At 67.6% G+C, this 23719-nt stretch carries 28 protein-coding genes; 5 read left to right on the top strand and 23 right to left on the bottom strand.

Annotated elements, in window-relative coordinates:
• Positions 1 to 71 precede the first annotated feature (71 nt).
• The 8 genes from HFL01S_RS18455 to HFL01S_RS18420 are packed head-to-tail and all read right to left on the bottom strand — an operon-like array spanning position 72 to position 8651.
• Complete coding sequence (locus tag HFL01S_RS18455) at positions 72 to 2360, bottom strand: ATP-binding protein (RefSeq protein ID WP_066261237.1); 2289 nt, start codon at positions 2358 to 2360, stop codon at positions 72 to 74.
• A complete protein-coding gene (locus tag HFL01S_RS18450; protein ID WP_066261235.1) occupies positions 2357 to 2863 on the bottom strand; it encodes a putative pterin-binding protein in 507 nt (168 codons plus the stop codon). Before HFL01S_RS18450 ends, HFL01S_RS18455 begins: the two co-directional genes overlap by 4 nt.
• Before the next feature lie 42 nt (positions 2864 to 2905).
• Positions 2906 to 4012, bottom strand: a complete 1107-nt coding sequence (locus HFL01S_RS18445; protein WP_066261234.1) for a protein-glutamate methylesterase/protein-glutamine glutaminase — start codon at positions 4010 to 4012, stop codon at positions 2906 to 2908.
• 13 nt (positions 4013 to 4025) lie between these two features.
• A complete protein-coding gene (gene cheD, locus HFL01S_RS18440) occupies positions 4026 to 4733 on the bottom strand; it encodes a chemoreceptor glutamine deamidase CheD (protein ID WP_084383479.1) in 708 nt (235 codons plus the stop codon).
• A complete protein-coding gene (locus HFL01S_RS18435; RefSeq protein WP_066261231.1) occupies positions 4720 to 5604 on the bottom strand; it encodes a CheR family methyltransferase in 885 nt (294 codons plus the stop codon). The genes cheD and HFL01S_RS18435 overlap by 14 nt, the downstream gene beginning before the upstream one ends.
• 25 nt (positions 5605 to 5629) lie before the next feature.
• Positions 5630 to 7774, bottom strand: coding sequence for a chemotaxis protein CheA (locus HFL01S_RS18430; protein ID WP_066261230.1), 2145 nt, complete (start codon positions 7772 to 7774; stop codon positions 5630 to 5632).
• 10 nt (positions 7775 to 7784) lie between these two features.
• The gene (locus tag HFL01S_RS18425) at positions 7785 to 8147 is read right to left on the bottom strand and encodes a response regulator (RefSeq protein WP_066261228.1); all 363 of its coding nucleotides are present in this window, start codon (positions 8145 to 8147) and stop codon (positions 7785 to 7787) included.
• A 48-nt stretch (positions 8148 to 8195) separates the two neighbouring features.
• The gene (locus tag HFL01S_RS18420; protein ID WP_245644857.1) at positions 8196 to 8651 is read right to left on the bottom strand and encodes a hypothetical protein; all 456 of its coding nucleotides are present in this window, start codon (positions 8649 to 8651) and stop codon (positions 8196 to 8198) included.
• Between the two features lie 119 nt (positions 8652 to 8770).
• Between HFL01S_RS18420 and HFL01S_RS18415 the strand changes: the two genes are divergently transcribed.
• Genes HFL01S_RS18415 through HFL01S_RS18400 form a run of 4 tightly spaced genes read left to right on the top strand, consistent with a single transcriptional unit; the run spans position 8771 to position 11321 of the window.
• Complete coding sequence (locus HFL01S_RS18415) at positions 8771 to 9886, top strand: hybrid sensor histidine kinase/response regulator (RefSeq protein ID WP_066261226.1); 1116 nt, start codon at positions 8771 to 8773, stop codon at positions 9884 to 9886.
• Entirely contained in the window at positions 9883 to 10512 is a 630-nt protein-coding gene (locus tag HFL01S_RS18410) for a response regulator (RefSeq protein WP_066261224.1), read from the top strand. The genes HFL01S_RS18415 and HFL01S_RS18410 overlap by 4 nt, the downstream gene beginning before the upstream one ends.
• Positions 10513 to 10515: 3 nt before the next feature.
• Complete coding sequence (locus tag HFL01S_RS18405; RefSeq protein WP_066261223.1) at positions 10516 to 10830, top strand: hypothetical protein; 315 nt, start codon at positions 10516 to 10518, stop codon at positions 10828 to 10830.
• A 56-nt stretch (positions 10831 to 10886) separates the two neighbouring features.
• Positions 10887 to 11321: a hypothetical protein gene (locus HFL01S_RS18400; protein WP_066261221.1), complete on the top strand. Its 435-nt coding sequence runs from the start codon at positions 10887 to 10889 to the stop codon at positions 11319 to 11321.
• A gap of 9 nt (positions 11322 to 11330) precedes the next feature.
• Here the strand turns inward: HFL01S_RS18400 and fliR are convergent, their stop codons facing one another.
• The 13 genes from fliR to fliF form a co-directional block, all read right to left on the bottom strand.
• On the bottom strand, positions 11331 to 12098 hold the full coding sequence (gene fliR / locus HFL01S_RS18395) for a flagellar biosynthetic protein FliR (protein WP_066261219.1): 768 nt from the start codon (positions 12096 to 12098) through the stop codon (positions 11331 to 11333).
• A 20-nt stretch (positions 12099 to 12118) separates the two neighbouring features.
• The gene (gene fliQ / locus HFL01S_RS18390; protein ID WP_066154898.1) at positions 12119 to 12388 is read right to left on the bottom strand and encodes a flagellar biosynthesis protein FliQ; all 270 of its coding nucleotides are present in this window, start codon (positions 12386 to 12388) and stop codon (positions 12119 to 12121) included.
• 13 nt (positions 12389 to 12401) lie between these two features.
• Entirely contained in the window at positions 12402 to 13169 is a 768-nt protein-coding gene (gene fliP, locus HFL01S_RS18385) for a flagellar type III secretion system pore protein FliP (RefSeq protein ID WP_066261218.1), read from the bottom strand.
• On the bottom strand, positions 13156 to 13518 hold the full coding sequence (locus tag HFL01S_RS18380; RefSeq protein WP_066261216.1) for a FliO/MopB family protein: 363 nt from the start codon (positions 13516 to 13518) through the stop codon (positions 13156 to 13158). Before HFL01S_RS18380 ends, fliP begins: the two co-directional genes overlap by 14 nt.
• Before the next feature lie 9 nt (positions 13519 to 13527).
• The gene (gene fliN / locus HFL01S_RS18375) at positions 13528 to 13944 is read right to left on the bottom strand and encodes a flagellar motor switch protein FliN (protein WP_066261215.1); all 417 of its coding nucleotides are present in this window, start codon (positions 13942 to 13944) and stop codon (positions 13528 to 13530) included.
• Positions 13934 to 14941, bottom strand: coding sequence for a flagellar motor switch protein FliM (fliM, locus tag HFL01S_RS18370; RefSeq protein WP_066261213.1), 1008 nt, complete (start codon positions 14939 to 14941; stop codon positions 13934 to 13936). The genes fliN and fliM overlap by 11 nt, the downstream gene beginning before the upstream one ends.
• 18 nt (positions 14942 to 14959) lie before the next feature.
• Complete coding sequence (locus HFL01S_RS18365; protein ID WP_084383478.1) at positions 14960 to 15559, bottom strand: flagellar basal body-associated FliL family protein; 600 nt, start codon at positions 15557 to 15559, stop codon at positions 14960 to 14962.
• A gap of 157 nt (positions 15560 to 15716) precedes the next feature.
• Positions 15717 to 17099 (bottom strand): flagellar hook-length control protein FliK, encoded by a 1383-nt coding sequence (gene fliK / locus HFL01S_RS18360; protein ID WP_066261209.1) that lies wholly within the window; start codon positions 17097 to 17099, stop codon positions 15717 to 15719.
• Entirely contained in the window at positions 17096 to 17566 is a 471-nt protein-coding gene (gene fliJ / locus HFL01S_RS18355; protein ID WP_066261208.1) for a flagellar export protein FliJ, read from the bottom strand. Before fliJ ends, fliK begins: the two co-directional genes overlap by 4 nt.
• Positions 17563 to 19032, bottom strand: a complete 1470-nt coding sequence (gene fliI, locus HFL01S_RS18350) for a flagellar protein export ATPase FliI (protein ID WP_084383477.1) — start codon at positions 19030 to 19032, stop codon at positions 17563 to 17565. Before fliI ends, fliJ begins: the two co-directional genes overlap by 4 nt.
• Complete coding sequence (locus tag HFL01S_RS18345) at positions 19025 to 19738, bottom strand: FliH/SctL family protein (RefSeq protein ID WP_066261207.1); 714 nt, start codon at positions 19736 to 19738, stop codon at positions 19025 to 19027. The genes fliI and HFL01S_RS18345 overlap by 8 nt, the downstream gene beginning before the upstream one ends.
• The gene (gene fliG, locus HFL01S_RS18340) at positions 19722 to 20717 is read right to left on the bottom strand and encodes a flagellar motor switch protein FliG (RefSeq protein ID WP_066261206.1); all 996 of its coding nucleotides are present in this window, start codon (positions 20715 to 20717) and stop codon (positions 19722 to 19724) included. Before fliG ends, HFL01S_RS18345 begins: the two co-directional genes overlap by 17 nt.
• A gap of 21 nt (positions 20718 to 20738) precedes the next feature.
• Positions 20739 to 22403: a flagellar basal-body MS-ring/collar protein FliF gene (fliF, locus tag HFL01S_RS18335; RefSeq protein ID WP_066261277.1), complete on the bottom strand. Its 1665-nt coding sequence runs from the start codon at positions 22401 to 22403 to the stop codon at positions 20739 to 20741.
• Positions 22404 to 22586: 183 nt separating this feature from the next.
• Between fliF and fliE the strand changes: the two genes are divergently transcribed.
• On the top strand, positions 22587 to 22910 hold the full coding sequence (gene fliE, locus HFL01S_RS18330) for a flagellar hook-basal body complex protein FliE (RefSeq protein ID WP_066261204.1): 324 nt from the start codon (positions 22587 to 22589) through the stop codon (positions 22908 to 22910).
• A 25-nt stretch (positions 22911 to 22935) separates the two neighbouring features.
• On the opposite strand, the gene HFL01S_RS18325 is transcribed toward fliE, so the two are convergent.
• Both HFL01S_RS18325 and fliS read right to left on the bottom strand, forming a co-directional pair.
• The gene (locus HFL01S_RS18325; RefSeq protein ID WP_066261203.1) at positions 22936 to 23229 is read right to left on the bottom strand and encodes a flagellar protein FliT; all 294 of its coding nucleotides are present in this window, start codon (positions 23227 to 23229) and stop codon (positions 22936 to 22938) included.
• A 2-nt stretch (positions 23230 to 23231) separates the two neighbouring features.
• A complete protein-coding gene (fliS, locus tag HFL01S_RS18320) occupies positions 23232 to 23666 on the bottom strand; it encodes a flagellar export chaperone FliS (protein WP_066261202.1) in 435 nt (144 codons plus the stop codon).
• Between the last annotated feature and the right edge of the window lie 53 nt (positions 23667 to 23719).

Here is a 23719-nt window from a genome sequence, read left to right as displayed (position 1 = left end):
GTTTTCCTTGTCTCCAACAAAAAAAGCAGGTCGATGACCTGCTTTTTTGTTGCTGGAAGGAAGGGCGCCGCTCAGGCCGTCTGCGCCGCCTCGAAGTCGCGCAGGGCCTGGCGGGTGAGGTCGGCTTCGCGCAGCAACTGCTGTCCCAGTTCGGCCGGTACCGGGTCATCGGTCTGGGTGGCGATGTGCTCGATCTGGGCCGATGTCCTCACCAGAGCGCGGAAGCCCATCAACATGGCCGTGCCCTTGAGCTTGTGGGCGTTGTAGCCGATCGACTGGCGGTCGCCATCGAGCAGGGACTGGCCCAGCACATGCACCGTGCCTTCGGGCGGTTCGAAGACGGTCTTGAGCAACTCCTCCAGTGACTCTTCCAGCATCATGTCCTGGATCTCGCGGTAGGACTCGGGGTCGATCAGACCCGCCGCCGTGTGGCTCAGGTTGGGCAGGCGCACCGGCGTCTCGTAGGACGACAGCGGGAATGGGCTGAACGCACGCAGCGCGGACGAGTCCAGTTCTTCCACGGTCATGCCGAGGTCGTCCTGCAAACCGCAGCGGCGCAGTGCCCGTTTGAGGTCTTCGGCCTGCAGGGGCTTGCTGGTGAATTCGCTCACACCGACTTCCAGCGCCCGCTTGCGCGTGTCGTTGACGACGTCGGCGGTCACCAGGATCACTTTGATCTCTGACACCGGGCCGTCGATCCGGCGGATTGCTTCGGTGGTCGCCAGGCCGTCGAGCACCGGCATGTGGTAGTCCAGCAGCACCACGTCGAAGGGTTCGCGCGCCAGCAGTTGCAGCGCCTCCTGCCCGTTTTCGCAGAAGGTGGCCTCGTGGCCCATCTTCTCCAGCAGGATGCTCATGTACTTCAGGTTGATGGGGTGATCTTCGGCCACCAGCACCTTGAGCTTGCGCTGGATGCTGCCGATCACCGAGGTTGGCTCTTCTTCGACCGGGGCCTTGGTCTCCGGCAGGTCCAGGTGCACGGTGAACACCGAGCCCATGCCCAGCTGGCTGCTGACCTCGATGTCGCCGCCCATCATGCGGGCCAGGTTGCGCGAAATTTCCAGACCCAGCCCGGTGCCGCCGATGCGGCGGCGCAGCGAGTTGTCGGCCTGGTAGAAGCGGGTGAACAGGCGGCTGACCGTCTCTTCGTCCATGCCCATGCCAGTGTCTCGCACGGTGAGTCGCACACCGGTCTTGCCCGCGGGGGCACGGGTCAGCTCGGCGATCACGCTGCCTTCGCTGGTGAACTTGATGGCGTTGTTGATCAGGTTGAACATGATCTGGCGCAGGCGTGTGGCATCGGCTTCGACCCAGTCGGGCAGGTCGGCCGCGGCGTAGATGTTCAGCTCCAGCCCCTTCTCGCGGGCGGCCACCTGCATCAAACCATCGACCTCATGCACCACGCTGGGCAGGTGGATCGGCGCCACCGTCAGCTTGAGCGTGCCCGACTCCATGGTCGAGACGTCCAGGATGTCGTTGAGCACGCCCAGCAGGTGCATCGCGGAATCGCGTGCAGTGCCCAGGTAGTCGCGCTGCTGGCTGGTCAGCGAGGCGTTGTCCAGCAGGTTGAGCATGCCCAGCAGCCCCTGGAACGGGGTGCGGATCTCGTGGCTCATGTTGGCCAGGAAGACGCTCTTGCCGTGGTTGGCGGCCTCGGCCTGGTCACGGGCCACCTCCAGCTCCTGGCTCAGCTTCTGCAGCGTGGCGTACTGGCGCTGCTGCTTGCGGATGTGCTGCACCAGCAGGCCGACGAAGAGCAGCATCACTGCGATCTGCGCAGCGGCCAGGCCGATCACCAGCAGGCCCTGCTGGCGCAGCTGGGTGTTGCGCTCGTCGACGAAACGGGCCACGGCGCGGTTGGCCTCGCGCGTGAGCTCGCCCATCAGCGGTTTGAGGTCCTCGATGGCACGGTCCAGCTGCCTCAGTTTGTCGGGGCTGGCCACCAGCGCCTGCGGATCGGCGAACAGCGGGTCGGCGATCTTGTTGAAGTCCTTGACCTTGGCCATGGTCGCGGTGTATTCGAAGGACGCTTCTAGCAGGTCGCGGCGCGGTATCTTGGTCAGCAGATCGATGCGGCTGAGGTAGACCTCGTAGCGTTCCAGCAGCTCGTAGCGGTCGACGGTGCCAGGCGACTGCAGGGCGTCCATGATCGCGTGTTCGAGCCGGCCCAGCTCGCGTTCGAGCTGGTAGGCCTGCCACATGATGGAGTCGACCTGGTTGGTCGACACATCGTCGAGCATGCGGTACTGGCGCCACTGGATCCAGCCCAGCGGCGTCAGGGTGATGGCCAGCATCAGCGAGATGGCCAGGGCCCACTGCCGACCTTGCCAGCGGGCCAGATTCGGCGGTGCGATTGTCATTGGATGTCCAGTGCCTTGAGCTGCCAGATGGAGCGCTCGTAGTAGGTCGAGGTGCGCAGCTCGACGCTGCTGTCGAACGGATAGACCACGAACAGCGGGCCCTTCTCGCGCACCGGGATCGGCTTGTCGTCGATCAGGCGGGCGACGATCACCTTGAACTTCGCGGCGTCGGCCGCGGGAATGGTGACCTTGTAGTCGTTGATCGCCACCGCGCTCACGCTGGTGCCGCTGGCCTTGACGGCGGCCAGCACGTCGGCCAGCAGCGGGCCGGTGAACTTCACCGGCTTGTCGAACCAGGGCGTGCTGGTGGTGAATGTGTGCTGGGGCAGGGCCTCGATCATCTTCATGTCGAAACGCGCCACGTCGCCAGCGTTCTTCTCGGCGATCTTGCCGCTGATGGCGAGGATGGGGCGCTCCTTGGGGGCCTCCAGTGCCAGGGCGGCGCCGGAGAGGGTCAGCGCGCAGAGCAGGGCGCTGGCTGTGAAGAGGCGGCGGTTGTTCATGGAGGGATTCCTCGGATCAGCGCGTGTGTGGTGGGTGGGGGCTCAGATGCGGTGCCGCACCAGGGCGGGGTTGCTGGCCAGGCGGTTGAGCAGCGCCGGGGCGATCTGTTTGAGGGGCAGCACCTCGTGGGCGGCGCCGGCCTGGATGGCCATGCGCGGCATGCCGAAGACCACGCAGCTGGCCTCGTCCTGCACATAGTTGTAGCTGCCGGCGTCCTTCATCTCGCGCATGGCCAGGGCGCCGTCGGCCCCCATGCCGGTGAGCATGATGCCCAGCGCGTTGGGGCCGAGCACGCGCGCGGCCGACTTGAAGAGCACCTCCACCGAGGGGCGGTGGCGGTTGACCGGCTCGGTGTCCTCGACCACGGCGACGTAGTTCGAGCCGCTGCGGTCGATGCGCAGGTGGTGTCCGCCAGGGGCGATGTAGGCGTGGCCGGGCAGGATGCGCTGGCCGTCGCGCGCCTCTTCGACGCGGATCTTGCACAGCGAGTCCAGCCGGGCTGCGAAGCTGGTGGTGAAGCCCGGCGGCATGTGCTGGGTGATCACGATCGCGGGGGAGTCCGCCGGCAGTGGCGTGAGCACCTCGCGGATGGCCTCGGTGCCGCCGGTGGAGGCGCCAATGCAGATGACTTTCTCGGTGGTCGACAGCCGCGGCAGCGGCGCCCGCGGCGCCTCGGCCGCTGCCCCGGCCGAGGTGGCCTGGGTGGTGGCGCCGGGCGCGGCCGGCGTCGGGGCCAGGCGCCGCACATGCGCAGCCGCGGCGATGCGGATCTTGTCGACGATGTCGCCGGCCAGTTCGTTCAGGCCGCTGGTGATGCCTATGCGGGGTTTGGCCACGTAGTCCACCGCGCCCATCTCCAGCGCGCGCAGCGTGATGTCGGCGCCCTGTTCGGTCAGCGTGGACACCATCACCACCGGCATCGGCCGCAGGCGCATGAGGCGCGAGAGGAACTCCAGCCCGTCCATGCGCGGCATCTCCACGTCCAGCGTGATGACGTCGGGGTTGAGCTCGCGGATCATCTCGCGCGCCACCAGCGGGTCGCTGGCAGCGCCCACGCACTGCATGTCGTGCTGGCGGTTGATGATTTCGGTCAGCAGGCTGCGCACCAGCGCCGAATCGTCCACCACCACCACCCGGATCTTGGCCATTCTTGTTCTCCCTTCAGAACAGGTCCACCGAGCCGCCGGCGTTGGTCTTGGCGACCGTTGCGGCATTGCCCTTGCGTTCCTGCGTTTCCAGCGTCTCCGGGTGCGAGTGGGCCAGTCGTTTGACCATGGCCTTGCCCGTCGCCGGGAAGTAGCAGACCTTGCGCGGATAGATGTCCAGCACGTCCTTGGAGATGACGGCGATGCGTTCGGTCTGCAGATAGTCGAGCACGAAGGCGGTGTTGCGCTCACCCACGTTCATGGTGGTGAAGCTGTGCATCACCTGGCCGCCGCCGAACACCTTGGCCTGCATGCTCTCGCGCCGGGCGCCGAGCTTGATCATCTCGTTGATCAGCAGTTCCATCGCGTAAGAGCCGTAGCGGCCGGAGGTGTCGCCTGCGCCCTCGGGCAGCATGAAGTGGTTTATGCCGCCCACGCGCACCTTGGGGTCCCAGATGCAGGCGGCGATGCACGAGCCCAGCACCGTCATGACCATCATGTCGTCGGTGGTCACGTAGTACTCGCCGGGCAGCACCTTGACGGTGTCGATGTTGAAGTGGTGGTCGCGGTAGAAGAACGAGGCCTCGCCCGGCTTGGGCGTGCGGGCCTTGAGGATCTCCAGGCTGCCGCGGCCCGCAGGGGCGGCCATGGCTTTCAGCGCGGCGCCGGCCAGTGGCGGCGTCGGCGTGCTGCGGACCCGGGGGGCGGCGTCAAATGCGCTCATAGACCGTCTTTCCCCGCAGCGTGAACAGGCTGCGCGCGTCGCTGAAGTTTTCGGCGTGACCGACGAACAGCATGCCGCCGGGCTTCATCACGCGGTGGATGCGCTCAAGCACCTGGCGCTGTGTGGCCGTATCGAAATAGATCATCACGTTGCGGCAGAACACCACGTCGAACGGCTCGCGGAACGGCAGGTCGTGGATCAGGTTGATGGTCATGAACTCCATGTGCTTCTGGAGTTCGGGCTTGACGCGCATCAGCCCGGCGTTGGCACCCTTGCCGCGCATGAAGTGGCGCTGCAGGCGCTCGGGGCTCAGTCCCTTGACACCGTCGGCCTTGTAGACACCGCGCGCCGCGGTGGCCAGCACCTTGGTGTCGATGTCGCTGTTGACGATGTGGAAGCTGCCCGAGGCACCCAGCGTCTCCGCCGCGGTCATCGCGATCGAATAGGGCTCCTCGCCGGTCGAGGCGGCCGAGCACCAGATCTTCCAGTTGTGCGAACGCCTGGCCGCCAGCATCTCTTCTAGCACGCCGAAGTGGTGCTGCTCGCGGAAGAAGGCGGTCAGGTTGGTGGTCAGGGCGTTGATGAACTCCTGCCACTCCGGGCCGTCGTGCTGCTCCAGCGCGTCCAGGTAGCTCTTGAAGCTGGTGTGGCCGGTCTCGCGCAGGCGGCGCGAGACGCGGCTGTAGACCATGGCGTGCTTGCCGTCGTGCAGGCTGATGCCCGCCTTCTTGTAGATCAGCGCCTTGATGCGCGAGAAGTCGGCGTCGGACCAGACGAACTCGCGCCCCTGGGCCAGCGGACCGTCGTCGAACACCGGCAGATCCAGCGTGGACGCCGAGGGACGGGAAGGGGTGCGTGTGTGCTGCAGCATCGGTTGTCCTTGGGGACCGGTCCGTTCAGTGGCGCGAGCGGCGCACCAGACCCGAGGTGTCCAGGATCAGGGCGACCTTGCCGTCGCCCAGGATGGTGGCGCCCGAGACGTTGGGGACCTTGCGGTAGTTGGACTCCAGGTTCTTGATCACCACCTGCTGCTGCCCCAGCAGCTCGTCCACCATCAGGGCCACGCGCGACCCCTCGGCCTCCACCACAACCATGATCGGGCTGCCGCCGTGGAACTCGAAGCGCGGCACGCAGAAGATCTTCTCCAGCTCGATCACCGGCATGTACTCCTCGCGCACCTTCACCAGCTGCGCACCCTGCGCCACGGTGTTGATGTCGCTGGGGTTGATCTGGAAGGACTCGATCACCGAGGACAGCGGCAGGATGTAGACCTCGTCGCTGACGCGCACGCTCATGCCGTCCATGATGGCCAGGGTCAGCGGCAGGCGGACCTTGACGCTCATGCCGTAGCCCTCGGCGGAGTCGATCTCCACCGTGCCACCCAGCGAGAGAATGTTCTTCTTGACCACGTCCATGCCGACACCGCGGCCGGACACGTCGGTCACCACCTCTGCGGTGGAGAAGCCCGGCGCCATGATCAGGTTCCACACCTCGGCGTCGGTCATCGAATCGGGTGCGTCCATGCCCTTTTCGCGGGCCTTCCGGAGCAGCTTCTCGCGCGAGAGGCCCTTGCCGTCGTCGCGCACCTCGATCAGGATGCTGCCACCCTGGTGCGAGGCCGAGAGCGTGATCGTGCCGTGCTCGGTCTTGCCCTTGGCAAGGCGCTCCTCCGGCATCTCGATGCCGTGGTCGCAGCTGTTGCGGATCAGGTGGGTCAGCGGGTCGGTGATCTTCTCGATCAGGCCCTTGTCGAGTTCGGTGGCCTCACCGTGCGTGATCAGTTCGACCTTCTTGCCCAGCTTGGAGGCCAGGTCGCGCAGCATGCGCGGGAAGCGGTTGAACACCACCGACATCGGGATCATGCGGATCGACATCACCGCTTCCTGCAGGTCGCGGGTGTTGCGGTCCAGGTCGACCAGGCCGGCCAGCAGCTGCTGGTTGGCGGTGCTGTCGAGTTCGCGGCTTTTCTGCGCCAGCATGGCCTGGGTGATGACGAGCTCGCCCACCAGGTTGATCAGCTGGTCGACCTTGCTCACGGACACGCGCAGAGTGCTCGATTCCAGGCCACCGGTCGCGGCCGGGCGGGCCTCGGCGCGCGCTGCCGGCTTGGCCGCAGGGACTGGCACGGCCGGTGCCACCGGGGCGGCTTCAACCACCGGCGCCTCCGGTGCGACCGCCGCAGGGGCCACAGGCGTGCCCGGCGCGTCGTCGAAGAAACCGAAGTCCTTGCCCTCGCCGGCGATCGGGGCGAGAACGGGGGCCGGCGGTGCGCTGGCCTCGGAGATCTGGATCTGTTCCTTGCTCACGTGGAAGGTGAACAGGTCCATCAGGTCGCTGTCGCTGGAGCGGGTGAACACCTCGAGCGAGCGGAACTGGCCTTCGTCGCTCGTCGCTTCGATGCGGCCCAGGCCGGCGATGTCGCGGAACAGCTCGCCGATGCCGTCCGCCTGGGCCAGCTGGTCCAGCGGGCCGATGCGTATGGTCAGCTTGCGTTCGCCGCTGGCCAGCGCCACTGCGGCCACTGCGGGCGCAGGCGCCTGCACAGGGGCTGGCGCGGCAGCCACCGGCGCAGCGACAGGGGCCGCAACAGGGGCAACAACAGGGGGCAACACCGCAGCGGTGCCGTGGGCCAGCGCGCTGATGCGCGCCACCAGCTCGCCCGTGGGCGGCGGCTCCACGCCCTGGCCCTGGTGGCGGGCCAGCAGCAGCTTGAGCGCGTCGGACGATTCCAGCAGCACATCCACCATGGGCGGTGTGGGCTGCAGCTCGTGGCGGCGCAGCTTGTCCAGCAGCGACTCCATCTGGTGCGTCAGCTCGGCCACGTCGGCAAAGCCGAAGGTGGCGGCGCCGCCCTTGATGGAGTGGGCGCAGCGGAAGATCGCGTTGAGTTCCTCGTCGTCGGCCTTTTCCAGGTCCAGCGCGAGCAGCATCTGCTCCATCTGGTCCAGGTTTTCGCCGGCTTCCTCGAAGAAGATCTGATAGAACTGGCTCAGGTCGATGTTGCCACCGGCGGAGGAGTTTTCGTGGGTTGCTTCTGCCATGGGGCGCTCCTCAGCGGATCACTTTCTGGATGACTTCGATCAGACGACCCGGATCGAAGGGTTTGACCAGCCAGCCAGTGGCGCCTGCGGCGCGGCCGGCCTGTTTCATCTGGTCGCTGGACTCGGTGGTCAGGATCAGGATGGGGGTGGCCTTGAACTTGGCGTTCTCGCGCAGCTTCTTGGTCAGGCCCAGCCCGTCCAGGCGGGGCATGTTCTGGTCGGTCAGCACCAGGTCGATGTGGTGGGACTGCGCCTTTTCAAGCGCGTCCTGTCCATCGACAGCCTCCACGACATGAAAGCCTGCCCCTGTGAGGGTGAAGGACACCATCTTTCGCATGGAGGCCGAGTCGTCGACGGCAAGAATGGATTGCATGTGGGTTCTCCGTGGTTCGTTCGGATATCGGCAAACAGATGGGGCTCTTTAGAACAGGTCGATGGAACCAGCGTCCATCTCGTTCTGGGTGACCGGGCTGGGGCGGTCGGGGGTCGGGTCCAGGCTCACCGGCAGTTCGTCCTCCTCCGGCTCCATGGCCTCCTCGGCCAGCTTCCAGGCGCAGCCCTGCAACACCTTGCCGGTGTGTGCGATCAGCTGGGTCGCCATGTCGTGGAACTGCAACTCCGTCACGGCCTGGTGCAGGCTGCGCCGGATGTTCAGCAGGTCGTCGTTCTCGTTGCCGGCCAGGTGGGCCAGGGCGTGGTTGGCGGTGGAAAAGCGTTCCATCAGGTTGCCGGTGGCGTGGTCTAGCAGACCTTCCAGGCGCTTGAGGTCGGTCATGGCCATGAGCAGGGAGTCCTGGACATCGGCGACCAGATTCACTGGCAAGTTGACAGATGGCGAGGTCTGGGGCGTCATCGGCGGGTCCTTGTGGTCGGGCATGAGGGTCGTTTTCGAGACCGCTCCAGGGTGTTGGGGCAGTACAATTTTCGGGATCTGTGACAGGCTGTATCGGCAGAAAACGGCCCGAATTCAGCGCCATTTCGAACACTGCGAGCCGCATGCCCGATACCACTGAATCCCGTCCTGTCCGCATCCTCCACCTCGAGGATTCCCGCGTCGACCACGCCCTGGTCAAGTTCGCGCTGCAGAAAAGCGGTCTGAACCACGACATCCAGCTGGTCGACACCCTCGACGACTTCGAGCGCGAGCTGCGCGAGAACCGCTACGACATCGTGCTGGCCGACTACCACCTGCCCGGGTTTTCCGGGCTGGACGCCTGGGAACGGCTGCGGGAGATCGGGATGGACCTGCCGTTCGTCATCCTCTCGGGCGCCATCGGCGAGGCCGCGGCCGTCGAGGCCATGCACCGCGGTGTCAGCGACTACCTGCTCAAGGACAGCATGAACCGGGTGGCGCACGTCATCCAGCGCGCCATCGAGGTGTCCGAAACCCGCCGCGCCAAGGCCCGGGCCGACGCCGAGCTGGCCGAATCCCAGCGCCGCCTGGCCGAGCTGGCCGAGCACCTGCAGACCAGCATCGAGCAGGAACGTGCCGACATCGCACGCGAAATCCACGACGACATCGGCGGCTCGCTGGCCGCGGTCAAGCTCGACCTGGCCTGGATCTCCCGCCGCCCGGCGCTCGACCCCGAGGTGCGCCAGCACATGGACACCGCGCTGGAAATGCTGCAGCACGCCCTGGGCGCCAGCCAGCGCATCATGATGAACCTGCGCCCACCCATCCTCGACCAGGGGCTGGTGGCGGCGGTGCAGTGGATGGCCACCGGCTTCGAGAAACGCAACGGCACCCGTGTCACCGTTCGCCGTTCGTCCGAACACATCGACGTGCCGCGCGCCGTCCAGCTCGTGGCCTACCGCACCGCGCAGGAGGCGCTGACCAACGTGGCCAAGCACGCCCACGCGACCGCGGTCGACATCGACCTGAGCGACCGCGAAGGCGTGCTCACGCTCGAAGTCAGCGACAACGGACGGGGTCTGAGCGCCGAGGCCCTGCGCAAGGCCAAGTCCTTCGGCCTGCTCGGGCTCAAGGAACGCGCCGCCAAGGTCGGCGGCTGGCTGGACATCAGCAGCTCACCGCGGGGCACGTCCGTGATCCTCTCGGTGCCGCTCGATGGCGAGGACGACAACCACCACCACAGGGACGAAGAACAATGATCAAGGTCATCTTGTGCGACGACCACGCCGTCGTCCGGCGCGGCATCCGCGACACCATCTCCGAAGCCGTCGACATCCAGGTCGTCGGCGAAGCCGGCAGCTACCCCGAGCTGCGCGAGCAGATGCGCAAGACCGAGTGCGACGTGCTGGTGCTGGACCTCAACATGCCCGGCCGCGGCGGACTGGAGGTGCTGGCCGCGCTGCGCGAGGAGGGTTCACCCGTCAAGACCCTGGTGGTCTCGATGTACCCGGAAGACCAGTACGCCATCCGCTGCCTGCGCGCCGGCGCGCGGGGCTACCTGAACAAGGCGGGCGAGCCGGCCGAGATGATCGCTGCCATCCGCACCGTGAACCAGGGCCGCAAGTACGTCACACCCGAGGTGGCGCAGATGCTGGTGGACAACCTGAACGCCCCCGAGACCGAAGAGCTGCACGCCAGCCTTTCAGAACGCGAGCTGCAGACCCTGCAGAAGATCGCCTCGGGCAAGAAGCTCTCCGAGATCGCCGACGAGCTGATGCTCAGCCCCAAGACCGTGAGCGTCTACCGCGCGCGGGTGCTGGAAAAGCTGCACTTGTCGAACAACGCGGAGTTGACGGTGTATGCGATACGGAACAGTCTGGTGTAGCTGGTGAGCCCCCTGGAGCTGGCATTGTTGATGGGGTGGGTGCTGCTGCCACCCTGGGTATTGGCCACCGCTGTGTTGGCAGCGCTGCATGTCAGCAGCGGTACGTCTTCTCTGGCCAGAACGGGCGCAGCGGTATTGATCTTGCTGTCGGTGTCCGCCTCGCTTGCCTTGCTGCTGCTCATGGCCGGTCCGTCCGGCTGGGGCTCGCGCATGGGTCTCCGGGATGAACCTGTGCTCTGGGCACCGTTTGCGTTCATCTCTGTGGCCTGTGCGCTTCCGTTGGCGATTTGGTGGTTGCGCAGGCGGGTACCGCGTTGACGCTCGACAAGCCTCGGAGCGAATCCTCGATTGGACATTCCTTCTGTTTTCACCCCATGCACCGCCGCACCGCCTCCCTCACCCTGCTCGCCACCGCCGCCGGCCTGCTCACCGCCTGCAGCAAACCCGACCCACAGACCGCGCTCGAAGCCGCCGTGCAGCAGCTGCAGGACCGCCTCGAAGCCCGGGACAGCAAGGCCGTGCTGGCGATGCTGGACACGCGCTTTCGCGCACAGGACGAGTACGACGCCGAGTGGGCGCGCAAGACCATGGCGCTGATGTTCCTGCGCTATGCGAACGTGAAAGTGATCGCGGTCACGCGCAGCAGCCGCATCGACCCGCCGGGGTCGAGCATCGGCATCACCGAGGCGCAGGTGCTGGTGACCGGCGCGCAGGGCCTGATTCCCGAACGCGCCTCGCCTTATTCGGTGCAGCTGCAGTGGGCGCTGGACGGGTCGGACTGGAAACTGCGCGACCTGCGCTGGGAGTGAGCGTGCGGCTCACCCGCCCGTGAACATGCCGGTGGCGAGCTTCATCAGCGCCACCACCGGGCCTTCGAGCATGGGCAGGGTGACGGCGATGCCCAGCAGGCCGGTGGTGAGGGTGAGCGGGAAGCCGATGGCGAAGGCGTTCATCTGCGGCGCCACGCGCGAGATGAAACCCAGCACGATGTTGACGAACAGCAGCATGCCGACCATGGGCAGCGCGATCCACAGGCCATAGCGGAACACGACCGAACCCAGCTCGTGCAGGCGCATGCGCTCGATGGCCTCGAACGCGCCGGTGCCCACGGGGAAGGTCTCGAAGCTGGCCACCACGGCCTGCAGCACCATGAGGTGGCCGTTGAGCACCACGAACAGCAGCATGGTGCTGTTGCCGTAGAAGCGGCCTACGGCGCTGGTCTGCTGGTTGGTGCTGGGGTCGAAGAAGCCAGCGAAGTTCAGGCCCATCTGCAGGCCGATGATTTCGCCCGCCAGCTCCACCGCGGCGAATACGATGCGCACCGCCAGGCCGATCGCCAGGCCGATCACCACCTGCTGCAGCACCACGCCCATGGCCTGCGGGTCGGTCAGGCCGACCACGGGCTGGTCGGCCAGCGCGGCCTGGGCGCAGATGGCCACCAGCATGGCCAGCGCCACGCGGGAGCGCATGGGCACCGAGCGCGCCGAGAAGATGGGCGCGCTGGAGAACACCGCGAGGATGCGCAGGAAGGGCCAGAACACCGGCGCCACCAGCGACATGATGTCGGCTTCAGTGAACGAGAACATGGCGCCGGCCGCGCGAGCGTTCAGATCGCGTGGTTGGGGATGGCCAGAATCGTGTTGCGGATGAACTCGACCAGGGTGGTCATCATCCACGGCCCGGCGATCGCGAACACGGCGATGGCGGCGATCAGCTTGGGCACGAAGGAGAGGGTGGCTTCGTGGATCTGCGTGATGGCCTGGAACAGGCTGACCAGCAGGCCCACGCCGAGCACCACGGCCAGCACGGGCGCGGCCACCATGAGCACCATGAAGAGGGCGTTCTGGCCCATCGTGAGGGCGGCTTGGGGGTCCATGGTTGGGTCCTGTCTAGGTGGCAAAGGATGCGGCGAGCGAGCCGAGCAGCAGGTTCCAGCCGTCGGCCAGCACGAACAGCATCAGCTTGAAGGGCAGGGCGACCAGCACCGGCGAGAGCATCATCATCCCCAGCGACATCAGCACGCTGGCGACCACCATGTCGATCACCAGGAAGGGGATGAAGATCATGAAGCCGATCTGGAACGCGGTCTTGAGCTCGCTGGTGACGAAGGCCGGCACGATGACGCGGAAGGGCGCGGTCTCGGCCTTCACGTCTTCGGGCAGCTTGGCCAGGCGGGCGAAGAGTTCGAAGTCGCTCTGGCGGGTCTGCTTGAGCATGAACTCGCGCATCGGGCCCTGCGCGCGGTCCAGCGCCTGGTCGAACGGAATCTGGTTGCTGGTGTAGGGCTGGTAGGCCTCGTTGTAGACCTTGTCCAGCGTCGGCCCCATGACGAACAGGGTGAGGAACAGCGAGAGGCCGATGATCACCTGGTTGGGCGGCGCGGACTGCGTGCCCAGGGCCTGGCGCAGCAGCGAGAGCACGATGACGATGCGGGTGAACCCCGTCATCAGCAGCAGCACCGCGGGCAGGAAGCTCAGCGCGGTGAAGAACAGCAGGGTCTGGATCGGCACCGAGTAGCTGGTGCCGCCCGCGCCCTGGCCCACCACGATGGGCAGCGCGGCGTTGCCGGCCTGCTGCGCCCAGGCGGGTGCGGCGGTCAGCAGCAGGAAGGCCAGGCCGAGCAGGCGGGCGCGGCGGGGGTGTTCAGCGGTTCGCATCACCGTCCTTGCGGAACAGGGCCAGCCGCGCGGCGAAGCCGGCGGGGGCAGGGGTGTGGCCCGGGGCGGAGGGTGCTGCGGTGGCCTCGGGCGGCAGCGGCATCTGGTGCAGCGCGGTGATGCTGCCCGGCGAGACGCCGAGCACCAGGCAGACCGCCTGCTCGCCCTGGCCGACCTGCAGCGTGACCACGCGCTGCTGCGGGCCGAGCGCGACACAGCCCAGCACTTGCAGGTGCGGGCCGGCGCGGTTCGCGGCGCCGGGCAGGTGGCGGCGGTAGCGTTGCAGCAGCCAGGCGATGCCCACCATGACGATGAGCAGCACGATGGCCGGGGCGGCGTTCTGGAGCATGGGCAGCCTTCAACCTTTGGAGAGACGGCGCATGCGCTCGGACGGCGTGACGATGTCGGTCAGGCGGATGCCGAACTTGTCGTTCACCACCACCACCTCGCCCTGGGCGATGAGGTAGCCGTTGACCAGCACGTCCATGGGTTCGCCGGCCAGGGCGTCGAGCTCGACGATGGAGCCCTGCGCCAGCTGCAGGATGTACTTGATCGGCACTTTCACCCGGCCCAGTTCCACCGTCAGCTGCACCGGGATGTCCAGCACCATCTGGATGTCCTGCACGACGTTGCCCGCGCTGGTGGCGGGTGCCGAGGGGTGGTCGTCGAACGCGGGCGCGCTGTCGTGGGCGCTGGCCACGGCCTGTTCTTCGAGGGCCTGGGCCCAGTCGTCGGCAACGGAATCGTTCATGGTGTCGGTGTTCTCAGTGGACATACGGATCTCCTTGCCAGGTCTTGTCGGTGCTGTTGCTCAGCTTGCGGTCGATGCGCAGCGCGTATTTGCCCTTGTGCGTGCCGTACTGGCACTCGAACAGCGGCACACCGTCGACATGGGCTTTGATGGCGGGGTTGCGGTCCAGCTCGATGAAGTCGCCGACCTGCATCGCCAGCAGCTGTTCCACCGTGGCGTCGGTCTGGGCCAGCTCGGCGACCATGGTCACCTCGGCCGCCTGGATCTCCTGGCCCAGCAGCTTGACCCAGCGACGGTCGACCTCGATGGCGTCGCCCTGTACGCTGGAATACAGCACGTCGCGGATGGGTTCGAGCGTGGCGTAGGGAATGCAGATGTGCAGCGAGCCGGTGATGTCGCCGATCTCCAGCGTGAAGCTGGTGGACACCACGATCTCGCTGGGGGTGGCGATGGTGGCGAACTGGGGCTGCATCTCCGAACGCTGGTAGGCCAGCTCGATCGGGTACACGCCGCGCCAGGCCTTCTTGTATTCCTCGGCCACCACCTCGACCAGGCGGTCGATCACGCGCTGCTCGGTGGGCGAGAAGTCGCGCCCCTCGATGCGGGTGTGGAACTTGCCGTTGCCGCCGTAGAGGCTGTCGATCACGCCGAACAGCAGGTTGGGTTCGCACACCACCAGGCCGTTGCCGCGCAGTGGGCGCACGGCCATGATGTTGAAGTTGGTGGGCACCGCCAGCTCGCGCAGGAAGGCGCTGTATTTCTGAACCTGCACGCCACCGACCGAGACCTCCGGGCTGCGCCGGATGAAGTTGAACAGCCCCAGGCGCAGGTTGCGCGAGAAGCGTTCGTTGACGATCTCCATCGTGGGCATGCGCCCACGGACGATGCGCTCCTGGCTGGAGAGGTTGTAGACCCGGACGCCGTCGGTGGGGACGTCGTCCTTTTCGAGCTTCTGGCTCTCGCCCGTGACCCCTTCCAGAAGGGCGTCGACTTCTTCCTGGGAAAGAAACGAATCGGCCATGGCGTCAGGTCCCCTGGGTCACTGCACGATGAAACTGGAGAAGAGCACACCCTCGATCGGGTTGGGCGCGGCCTTCTTCTTCTTTTTCTTGCCCTTCGAGGAAGGCTCCGGTTCGGCGTCCGGGTGCTCGTAGTCGTAGCCCATGACATTGGAGATCTCGGCCATGATGTCCTGCGTCAGGGCCTGCTTGCCGTCGGCCCGCAGCATCTGTTCGGCGGTGCGCTGCGAAACCAGGATCAGGATGCCGTTGCGGATGCTGGGCATGTAGGTCTTCATCTCTTCGCCGGTCTTGGCATCGGCCAGCTGCAGCGTGATGCCCAGCTGGGCGAAGCGGTTGCCGCCCGGGTCGGCCAGGTTGACCACCATGCTGTCCAGGGGCAGAAAAGTCGGCGGGGTCTTGGGGTCGCGCAGGGGGGCGGCGTGGCCATCGTCCTCGGCCGTCACCTCGGTGCCGTCCTCCTCGTCTTCGCTGTGGGACTTCTTCAGCAGGAAGAAGGCCGCACCCGCGCCGACCAGCGCCAGCACCACCACGCCGATGATGATGAACAGCAGTTTCTTGCTCTTGGGTTTGGCTGGGGCCTCGCCATTGGCGGGGGCGGCAGCAGCGGCAGCAGACATGGACATCCTCCGGAAGGGCGCCCCGTGGGGGGCGGTGCCCGCCGAAAGGATCGGCGGGCTGTGGAGGAATTATTGGAGCCACCCCCCCCGGGCGTAGCCCTGAATAGCGCCGGAAAACCCCGCTATTCGCCGGCTCCGCGCGGCCGGGTTGGCGTTCTCAGACGAACAGGTCCAGCGGCCGGTTGCCGTCGCTGCGGGGCCGTGGCGTGGCTGGCAAGGCGCTGCCGGCCGGTGCCGCCGCGGTGTCGGCGCGGGCCGATGGCGCGCCGGGACGGACGGGTGACGCGGACGGGCCGCCCTGTCCCTGCTGGCCGCGCTGGTCGCTGACGTTCACGTCGCCCAGCTGGATGCCGCCGCGCTGCAGCAGGTCGGCCAGCGTGCCCTCGGCGTTCTGGCGCAGCTCGGCGCGCGCCTCGGCGCTGTCGGTGCGGAAGCTCAGGTCCAGCTCCTGGCCGGTGAGCGAAAGCCGCACGTCGATGGCGTTCTCGCCGTCCTCGCCGATGCGCAGGCTGGCCTGGCGCAGGTGCGGTGAGGCGAAGCTGTCCAGGCGCTCTTCGGCCTCGGCATCGGCCTGTGCCAGCGTCTCTTCGTAGGTCTCGTCGCGTGCGTCGCTGCGCAGCCCGTCGCGGGTGTCGGTGGGGTCGCCGCTGTCGGCGCCCGCCTCGCCGCCGGTGCCCGGCTGGCCGGTGTGGTCGGCGCCGCCGGCCATGGGCACCGCGCTGGGCAGCGCCGCGGCCGCCAGCGGGGTGTCGGGCGTGGTCTCGTCGTTGATGGTCTGCGCAAAGCGCTGGTCAAGCGCCACCGTGCTGTGCAGCGGCAGCGATGGTCCGGTGTCGATCCGCACCGCAGCGCGCTCGGCGGCCGGGCCCGACTGGGCCTGGGTGTGGTGCCACTGCTGGAGCGCGCTGGTGCCCGCCATCTGCGCGGTGCTGCGCCAGGCCGCCGGCCTGGCGGCGGCTGGCGCCGGGGCGCTGTTGCCTGCGGCCGGGGGGCTGGCGTTGGCGGCCGAGAGCTGGGCCTGGGTCTGTTCGTCCAGCGCCTCGGGTTGGTCGAGCACCTGCAGGCCCTGCAGCGTGTCTGCGGGCGCGGCCTCGCTCGCCGCCGCCTGGAGGGGCGTTCCTGCGTCCGGGGCGGGGCCCGTCAGAACGCGCTGGCCGGGCGCGGTGCCGCTGGCCAGGGTGTCTGCTGCAGCCGCGGCGCCCGCTGCGCCCGCTGCACCTGGTGCGCCCGGTGCGCCGGGGACGCTTGCGGAGGGCAGGGCGGCCCAGGCCATCATGGCCTCCAGCTGGGCTTCGCCAGACCCGTCCGCTGCGGGCGGGGTCTCGGCCGTGTCCTGCATCAGCTCGCCCGGCACGCCGCCGTCTGCGGGCAGCGCGTCGCTGGCGCTCAGCAGCGACAGCAGGTTGGCGAACAGGTCGGCGCCGGTCTCCTGGCCGCCGGGTTTGCGGGCACCCTGGGCGCCGTTGCGGGCGGCGGCATGGGCCGCCTGGGTCTGGCCTGTGGACGGGCTGTGCGAGGCGGAGGGGGCGGTGCTGCTCATGAACGGGCTCCGTGGGCGGCCGACAGGGCCTGGCGCAGGTGGATGGTCAGCGCCATCTCGTCGGTGGCCTTCTGTTCCTGGCGCATGGCGCGGTGTTCGATCGCCTGCTGCTTGCGCTCGGCGTACTTGCGCAGGCCGGCGACATCGCGCTCGGCGGCATACACCTGGGCCTGGACGCGTTCGACCACCTCCTCCCGGCTGCGCTGCACGGCCTGCTGGAACTCGATGGCGTGGGTGATCTTCTCCATGAACTGGCGGTGGTGGTGCAGCAGGTTGGCGTCCACGCCGCCCGTGGTGCTGCGCTGCGCCCAGCGCTGCAGCGCCTCGTCGGCGTAGTTGCGCAGCTGGTTCATCTGGGCCTGCGCCGCCTGCAGTTCACGCTGGGCTTGGCCGAGCGCGGTGAGCGCGTCGTCGCGGCGCCGGGTGGCCAGGTCCACCACCTTGTGCAGTGTCTGCAGGTTGCTCATGCGTGGGTTCCTTCATACAGGTTGTGGTTGGCGTGCCCGCGCGCACCGCGGCCGTCGCGGGCGGGCTTGTCTTCCTGCAGCGCCACAGCCAGCTGCTGCAGGCTGTGTTCCATGGTCGCGGCCTCGCGCATGTCCTGCATCAGGAAGCGCTGCAGCGCTGGGTAGAGCACGATGGCGCGGTCCGTCTCCGGGTCGCTGCCGGCGGCGTAGGCACCCAGCTGGATCAGGTCGCGGCTCTTCATGTAGCGCGAGTAGTAGTTGCGGAACTTGCGCGCCAGCTCCAGGTGCTGCGGGCTGGCCACGCTGTGCATCACGCGCGAGGCCGAGGCCTCGACGTCGATGGCGGGGTAGTGGCCCGACTCGGCCAGCGCGCGCGAGAGCACGATGTGGCCGTCCAGGATGGCGCGCGCCGCGTCGGCGATCGGGTCCTGCTGGTCGTCGCCTTCGGACAGCACGGTGTAGAAGGCGGTGATCGAGCCCACGCCGTTGAGGCCGTTGCCGCTGCGCTCCACCAGCTGCGGCAGCTTGGCAAAGCAGGACGGCGGGTAGCCCTTGGTGGCCGGCGGCTCGCCGATGGCCAGCGCGATCTCGCGCTGCGCCATCGCGTAGCGGGTGAGCGAATCCATCAGCAGCAGCACGTGCAGGCCGTCGTCGCGGAAGCGCTCGGCAATCGCGGTGGCGTAGGCGGCGCCCTGCATGCGCACCAGCGGCGGCGCGTCGGCCGGCGCGGCGACGACGACGGAGCGCTTGCGGCCGTCCTCGCCCAGGATGTCCTCGATGAATTCCTTCACCTCGCGGCCACGCTCGCCGATCAGGCCCACCACGATCACGTCGGCCTTGGTGTAGCGGGCCATCATGCCCAGCAGCACCGACTTGCCGACGCCGGAGCCGGCGAACAGGCCCAGGCGCTGGCCGCGGCCGACGGTGAGCAGGGCGTTGATGGCGCGCACGCCGGTGTCCAGCGATTCGCGCACCGGGTCGCGGTCCATCGCGTTCAGCGGCGCCTGGTTCATGGGCTCGATGTCGACCTCGGTGATCGGCCCCATGTGGTCCATCGGGTTGCCGTGCGAGTCGACCACGCGGCCCAGCAGGCCCCGGCCCAGCGGCAGGCGCAGCAGCCCGCGGTCGCCGGCCGATGGCGGCTTGTTGACCTGGCCCATGCGCGGGACCGGGCGGTAGGGTGCCAGCGGGGTCACGCTGGCGCCGCTGGCCAGGCCGCGGGTGTCGCCCGCGGGCATCAGGAAGGCGCGGTTGCCGGCAAAGCCCACCACCTCGGCCAGCACGGGTTCGCGTTTGCCATTGGCGATCAGGCACTGCGAACCGACCGGCACGCGCAGGCCCACGGCCTCAAGCACCAGACCGGCCAGGCGGGTCAGCGTGCCGCGCACCTCCAGCGGGGTGTGCACGTTGGCGCCGATGCGCAGGTCGTCCATGTACTGGGCCCAGCGGCCGTCGGGTTCAGACATCGCCCGCCTCCGGGTTCCAGGGTTCGTCCATGCCCAGGTTGCCCAGGGCCCGTGACCAGCGCTTCTCGATGGTGGCGTCCACCGTCGCGCCCGGGGTCTGCAGCAGGCAGCCGCCGGGGGTGATGGTCACGTCCGCCACGAAATCGGGGGCGTTCTCTCCAAGGGTCTCCACCAGCGCACCGCGCATCAGCGCGAGGTCGTCGGGGTGCATGCGCACGGTGGCGGGCAGGCCGTCCTCGACGATCTGCTCCAGCGCCTCGCCGATCACGGCGCGCAGGTGGCCGGTGTTGCCCTGCAGCTCCTGCCGCACGACCTGGCGCGCGACGTCGCAGGCCAGGTCCAGGATCTGGCGGCCGATCTTCTGCTCGGCGGCGATCAGCTGTTCGGCCATGCCGTGCAGCATCTGGCCCATGCGCACGCCGGTCTCTTCGATGGTGCGGCGCATCGCGGCTTCAAGCGCGTCGCGCACCTCTTTGCTGCCGGTGTCGTGGCCGTGGGCGAAGCCGTCGGCATAGGCCTGCTGGCGGGCCTCGTGCAGCGCTTCCTCCAGGGCCCTGTCGGGTTCGGACTCGGCCGCCACCGCCACCGCCGAGACCGGCAGCGTGTCGCTGCCGTCCATGGACGAGAAGTGCCAGGCCGAAACGCCGTCGATTTCCTCCCGCGGGATGAAGCGGGTGTGCGCGCTGGGCTTAGACGAAGCCTTCATCGTCGCCTCCGCCGATCGCGATCTGTCCTTCTTCGGACAGGCGCCGGACTATCTTCAGGATCTCTTTCTGCTGGGCTTCCACCTCGGACAGGCGGACCGGTCCGCGCGATTCGAGGTCGTCGCGCAGGCCTTCGGCGGCACGCGTCGACATGTTGGCGAAGACCAGTTCGCGCAGCTCCGTGGAAGCACCCTTGAGCGCGATCACCAGCGACTCGGACGCCACTTCCTTGAGCACCAGCTGGATCGACTTGCCGTCGAGTTTGAGCAGGTCTTCGAAGGTGAACATCTTGTCCATGATCTTCTGGGCCAGATCGGCGTCGAAGTTGCGGATCGACTCGATCACCGAGGTCTCGATCTGGTTGCCCATCATGTTGATGATCTCGGCCGCGGTCTTGACGCCGCCCATCGAGGTCTTGCGGATCTTGTCGCCACCAGCCAGCACCTTGTAGAGCACCTCGTTGAGGTCCTTGAGCGCGGTGGGCTGGATGCCTTCGAGCGTGGCGATGCGCAGCATCACGTCGTTGCGGGTGCGCTCGGTGAAGTTCTTCAGCACGTCGGCGGTCTGGTCCGATTCGAGGTGCACCAGGATGGCTGCGACGATCTGCGGATGCTCGTTGCGCAGCAGTTCGGCGATGGAGAGCGGGTCCATCCACTTCAGGCTCTCGATGCCCGATACATCGCCGCCCTGCAGGATGCGGTCGATCAGCAGTGCGGCCTTGTCGTCGCCCAGGGCGCGGCGCAGCACCGAACGCACGTAGTTGTCGGTGTCGGACACCAGCAGGCTCTGCGAGGAGGCCACGGAGGTGAACTTCTGCATCACCTGCTCGACCCGCTCGTGGGACACGGCGCGGGTCTTGGCGATGGCCTCGCCCAGCTTCTGCACTTCCTTGGGGCTCAGGTGCTTGAAGACCTCGGCCGCCTCTTCCTCGCCCAGCGTCATGAGGAAGATCGCGGCGTCCTGGATTCCCTGTTCTTCCATGATCGTCTTTCCTTGGCTCGCTTACGCGGGCGCTTCGCCGTTGACCCAGCTCTTGACGATGTTCGCCACCGCCATCGGGTTCTCCAGCGCCAGCCGCTTGGCGTCGACTAGGCGCTGGTTTTCCTCCGGCATCGGCAGGCCCGGGCGCTCGGGCGCCTCGTCGAGCACGGCGTCGAGCTGCTGCACCTTGGCCTTTTCCTCGGTCTTGGTGACCACGGGCTGGCGCATCATCTTCATGCCCGGGCGCACCATGCCCATGAGGATCAGCAGGGCCACGCCCAGGGCGCCGACCGGCCAGGCCAGGCTGCGGGCCAGTTCCATGTTCTCGGGCTGCTTCCACCAGGCCACGGGCACTTCCTCGACCGGCGCGGGCACGTTGAACACGGCGTTGACCACGTTGACCGAGTCGCCCCGATCCTTGTTGAAGCCGATGGTCTCGCGCACCAGGGCGGTCATCTGCTCCAGCTGTTCGGGCGGGATGGCGGTGGTGACGACCTTGCCCGTCTTGTCGGTGACGCTGCGGTGGTTCACCACCACGGCTGCGGTCAGGCGCTTGACGGTGCCGCTGGCCTCGCGCACGGTACGAACGGTCTTGTCGATCTCGTAGTTGATGACCGATTCCTTGCGCATCGTGCCGGCCTTGTCGGCGTTGCTGGCCACGCCCAGCGGTGCGGCGGCGCCGTTGATGGGGGCGGTGCCGGTGGCCGGGGGCTGGTTGGTGGTGGCACCGGGCACGCCCGCGGGCTGGGCCTGGGCGGGGGTGCCGTCCTCGACGAGCTGCTGGCTGCGCACCGCGCCGGGCTCACCGCCCTGGTTGGGCCGGTGCTGCTCGGAGGTGGACTCGGCCTGCGAGAAGTCGATGTCGGCGCTGACCTGGGCCTTGACGTTGCCGGCGCCCACCAGGGGCTCGATCATGTCCAGGATGCGGCGGGTGTAGAGCTGCTCCATTTGCTGGGTGTACTGCAGCTTCTGGGTGTCGGCGCCCTGGGCCATGCCGTCGGGCGTGGCCGAGAGCAGGGTGCCGGCGTCGTCGACGACGCTGACGGCCTTGGGGTTGAGTTCGGGCACGCTGGAGGCGACCAGGTGCACGATGCCGGCGATCTGCGCCTTGTCCAGCGTGTGGCCGGGGTGCAGGGTCAGCAGCACCGAGGCGCTGGGCTTCTGCTGTTCACGGAAGAAGCCGTTCTGGTTCGGCAGGGCCAGGTGCACGCGCGCGGCCTGCACCGAGGAGAGCGACTGGATCGAGCGGGTGAGCTCGCCTTCGAGGCCGCGCTGGAAGGTCAGGCGCTCCTGGAACTGGGTCATGCCGAAGCGGTTGGCCTCCATCAGCTCGAAACCGCTGACCGAACCCTTGGGCAGGCCCTGGGAGGCCAGGCGCAGGCGGGTGTCGTGCACCTTGTCGGCCGGCACCATGATGGCGCCGCCGCCCTCGGTGTACTTGTAGGGCACGTTCATCGTCGTCAGCTGCGCGATGATGGCCCCGCCGTCCTTGTCGCCCAGGTTGTTGTAGAGCACCTTCCAGTCGGGCTGGCGGCCCATGAAGAACAGGGCGATGGCGATCGCCAGCAGGCCGAAGGCGCCCAGGCCCATCTTGATCTTCTGCGCGCGGTCCAGACGTGAGAGTCCGGCGCTCAGCGCGTTGCGGTTCTCGGGTGCAAGGTCCATTTCGGCGACGGCAGTGCTCATGGCGGGGGCTTCGAAGTGGGTCGGCAAGTGGGGGAATCTCCCCTGTTGCGACCGAGTATCCGGTCCCGCTCACCCCGGCATAGCCATGAAAAAGGCCGCCTTTGACCCCCTATTCCCGGCGCGCGGAAGGGGGCCTCTCACTAGCATCGAGTCCAGCACCCGTCAGAGTGAAAGGACACCGCCATGGACCTGCGAATCAATGCCCTGAACAGCCAGGCCGTCAACGGCATCGGCCGCCCTGCGGCTGCGCGCGGTGGCGCGTCGGCCGGCGTGGGCGGTGTCGGCAGCGGCTTTGCCGACAACTTCAAGACCGCCCTTCAATCGGTGAGCAAGGCCCAGAACGAGGCCTCCCAGCTGCAGAACGAAGTGCAGAAGGGCAACCCCAACGTGAGCCTGGAAGAGACCATGCTCGCAATGCAGAAGGCCCAGATCGGCTTTCAGGCCACCATGCATGTGCGCAACCGCATGGTCCAGGCCTACACCGACATCATGAATATGTCTGTTTGAACAAAGCCCGCGTGGCGGGCTTTGTTCAGTGCACCTGCTTGGCGTCCATCAGCTGTTCGAGGTCGCCCAGCCAGGGTTCGGCCAGGCAGCGGATCTCGGCGTCGGCGCGCAGGATGCGCTGCATGATCTTGGCCTTTTCCTTGCGCTCGTCGGGCGCCAGCTTCATGTTGCGCGACTTGTGGCGCAGCTGGGCGATCAGCACTGCGCAGGTGCCCTCCAGATGCACGATCTGGTCCCAGTCTTCCACGCGGGCGGCCTCCAGCATGCGCTGGCTGGCGGATTCGATGGCTTTGTAGTAGTCCAGCAAGCTGTGCTCCATGATCAGGCTCCACGGCCCGCAACGGGCTGCAGGTAGGCGGGGCCCGGGCCCCCGATGAGCTTCCACGACGCCGCCACGGGCTCGATGAGCTTGCTCACCTCTTCCAGCGCCGCGGGATCGTTGCGCAGGTTGCCCTGGGTCAGCCGCAGCGTGCTGTAGGCATAGAGATCGCGCAGGTTGGCGGCGATCTCGCCCCCTTCGCGCAGGTTCAGGCCGGCCTTGAGTCCTTCCTCCAGGATGCGCACGGCCTTGCCGAGCGCGGCACCCTTGGCGGCGATGTCGCCGCGCACCATGGCGCCGCGGGCTTCGGAGATCGACTGCAGCAGTGCGTCGAACAGCAGACCCACCAGGGTGTGAGGGTCGGCGCCCTGCACGCTGGTTTCGGCGGCAACGCGTTTGTAGGCAGAGGCGGCGCGGTGGCTGGCAGAAGTGAACATGGTGTCGGTTCCTTGTTGCTGATGCCTTTTTTTATCGGCATCCGCGAGAGGGA

Source organism: Hydrogenophaga flava NBRC 102514 (genome assembly GCF_001571145.1).
Lineage (GTDB): Bacteria > Pseudomonadota > Gammaproteobacteria > Burkholderiales > Burkholderiaceae_C > Hydrogenophaga > Hydrogenophaga flava.
Note: the sequence above shows the minus strand (reverse complement) of the source record. Positions and strands in the feature narration are given on the sequence as shown.

Bases quoted from the DNA above. Each gene is read 5' to 3' on its own strand.
- HFL01S_RS18455 (WP_066261237.1), bottom strand. From the start codon at position 2,360: ATGACAATCGCACCGCCGAATCTGGCCCGCTGGCAAGGTCGGCAGTGG.
- HFL01S_RS18450 (WP_066261235.1), bottom strand. From the start codon at position 2,863: ATGAACAACCGCCGCCTCTTCACAGCCAGCGCCCTGCTCTGCGCGCTG.
- HFL01S_RS18445 (WP_066261234.1), bottom strand. From the start codon at position 4,012: ATGGCCAAGATCCGGGTGGTGGTGGTGGACGATTCGGCGCTGGTGCGC.
- cheD (WP_084383479.1), bottom strand. From the start codon at position 4,733: ATGAGCGCATTTGACGCCGCCCCCCGGGTCCGCAGCACGCCGACGCCG.
- HFL01S_RS18435 (WP_066261231.1), bottom strand. From the start codon at position 5,604: ATGCTGCAGCACACACGCACCCCTTCCCGTCCCTCGGCGTCCACGCTG.
- HFL01S_RS18430 (WP_066261230.1), bottom strand. From the start codon at position 7,774: ATGGCAGAAGCAACCCACGAAAACTCCTCCGCCGGTGGCAACATCGAC.
- HFL01S_RS18425 (WP_066261228.1), bottom strand. From the start codon at position 8,147: ATGCAATCCATTCTTGCCGTCGACGACTCGGCCTCCATGCGAAAGATG.
- HFL01S_RS18420 (WP_245644857.1), bottom strand. From the start codon at position 8,651: ATGCCCGACCACAAGGACCCGCCGATGACGCCCCAGACCTCGCCATCT.
- HFL01S_RS18415 (WP_066261226.1), top strand. From the start codon at position 8,771: ATGCCCGATACCACTGAATCCCGTCCTGTCCGCATCCTCCACCTCGAG.
- HFL01S_RS18410 (WP_066261224.1), top strand. From the start codon at position 9,883: ATGATCAAGGTCATCTTGTGCGACGACCACGCCGTCGTCCGGCGCGGC.
- HFL01S_RS18400 (WP_066261221.1), top strand. From the start codon at position 10,887: ATGCACCGCCGCACCGCCTCCCTCACCCTGCTCGCCACCGCCGCCGGC.
- fliR (WP_066261219.1), bottom strand. From the start codon at position 12,098: ATGTTCTCGTTCACTGAAGCCGACATCATGTCGCTGGTGGCGCCGGTG.
- fliQ (WP_066154898.1), bottom strand. From the start codon at position 12,388: ATGGACCCCCAAGCCGCCCTCACGATGGGCCAGAACGCCCTCTTCATG.
- fliP (WP_066261218.1), bottom strand. From the start codon at position 13,169: ATGCGAACCGCTGAACACCCCCGCCGCGCCCGCCTGCTCGGCCTGGCC.
- HFL01S_RS18380 (WP_066261216.1), bottom strand. From the start codon at position 13,518: ATGCTCCAGAACGCCGCCCCGGCCATCGTGCTGCTCATCGTCATGGTG.
- fliN (WP_066261215.1), bottom strand. From the start codon at position 13,944: ATGTCCACTGAGAACACCGACACCATGAACGATTCCGTTGCCGACGAC.
- fliM (WP_066261213.1), bottom strand. From the start codon at position 14,941: ATGGCCGATTCGTTTCTTTCCCAGGAAGAAGTCGACGCCCTTCTGGAA.
- HFL01S_RS18365 (WP_084383478.1), bottom strand. From the start codon at position 15,559: ATGTCTGCTGCCGCTGCTGCCGCCCCCGCCAATGGCGAGGCCCCAGCC.
- fliK (WP_066261209.1), bottom strand. From the start codon at position 17,099: ATGAGCAGCACCGCCCCCTCCGCCTCGCACAGCCCGTCCACAGGCCAG.
- fliJ (WP_066261208.1), bottom strand. From the start codon at position 17,566: ATGAGCAACCTGCAGACACTGCACAAGGTGGTGGACCTGGCCACCCGG.
- fliI (WP_084383477.1), bottom strand. From the start codon at position 19,032: ATGTCTGAACCCGACGGCCGCTGGGCCCAGTACATGGACGACCTGCGC.
- HFL01S_RS18345 (WP_066261207.1), bottom strand. From the start codon at position 19,738: ATGAAGGCTTCGTCTAAGCCCAGCGCGCACACCCGCTTCATCCCGCGG.
- fliG (WP_066261206.1), bottom strand. From the start codon at position 20,717: ATGGAAGAACAGGGAATCCAGGACGCCGCGATCTTCCTCATGACGCTG.
- fliF (WP_066261277.1), bottom strand. From the start codon at position 22,403: ATGAGCACTGCCGTCGCCGAAATGGACCTTGCACCCGAGAACCGCAAC.
- fliE (WP_066261204.1), top strand. From the start codon at position 22,587: ATGGACCTGCGAATCAATGCCCTGAACAGCCAGGCCGTCAACGGCATC.
- HFL01S_RS18325 (WP_066261203.1), bottom strand. From the start codon at position 23,229: ATGGAGCACAGCTTGCTGGACTACTACAAAGCCATCGAATCCGCCAGC.
- fliS (WP_066261202.1), bottom strand. From the start codon at position 23,666: ATGTTCACTTCTGCCAGCCACCGCGCCGCCTCTGCCTACAAACGCGTT.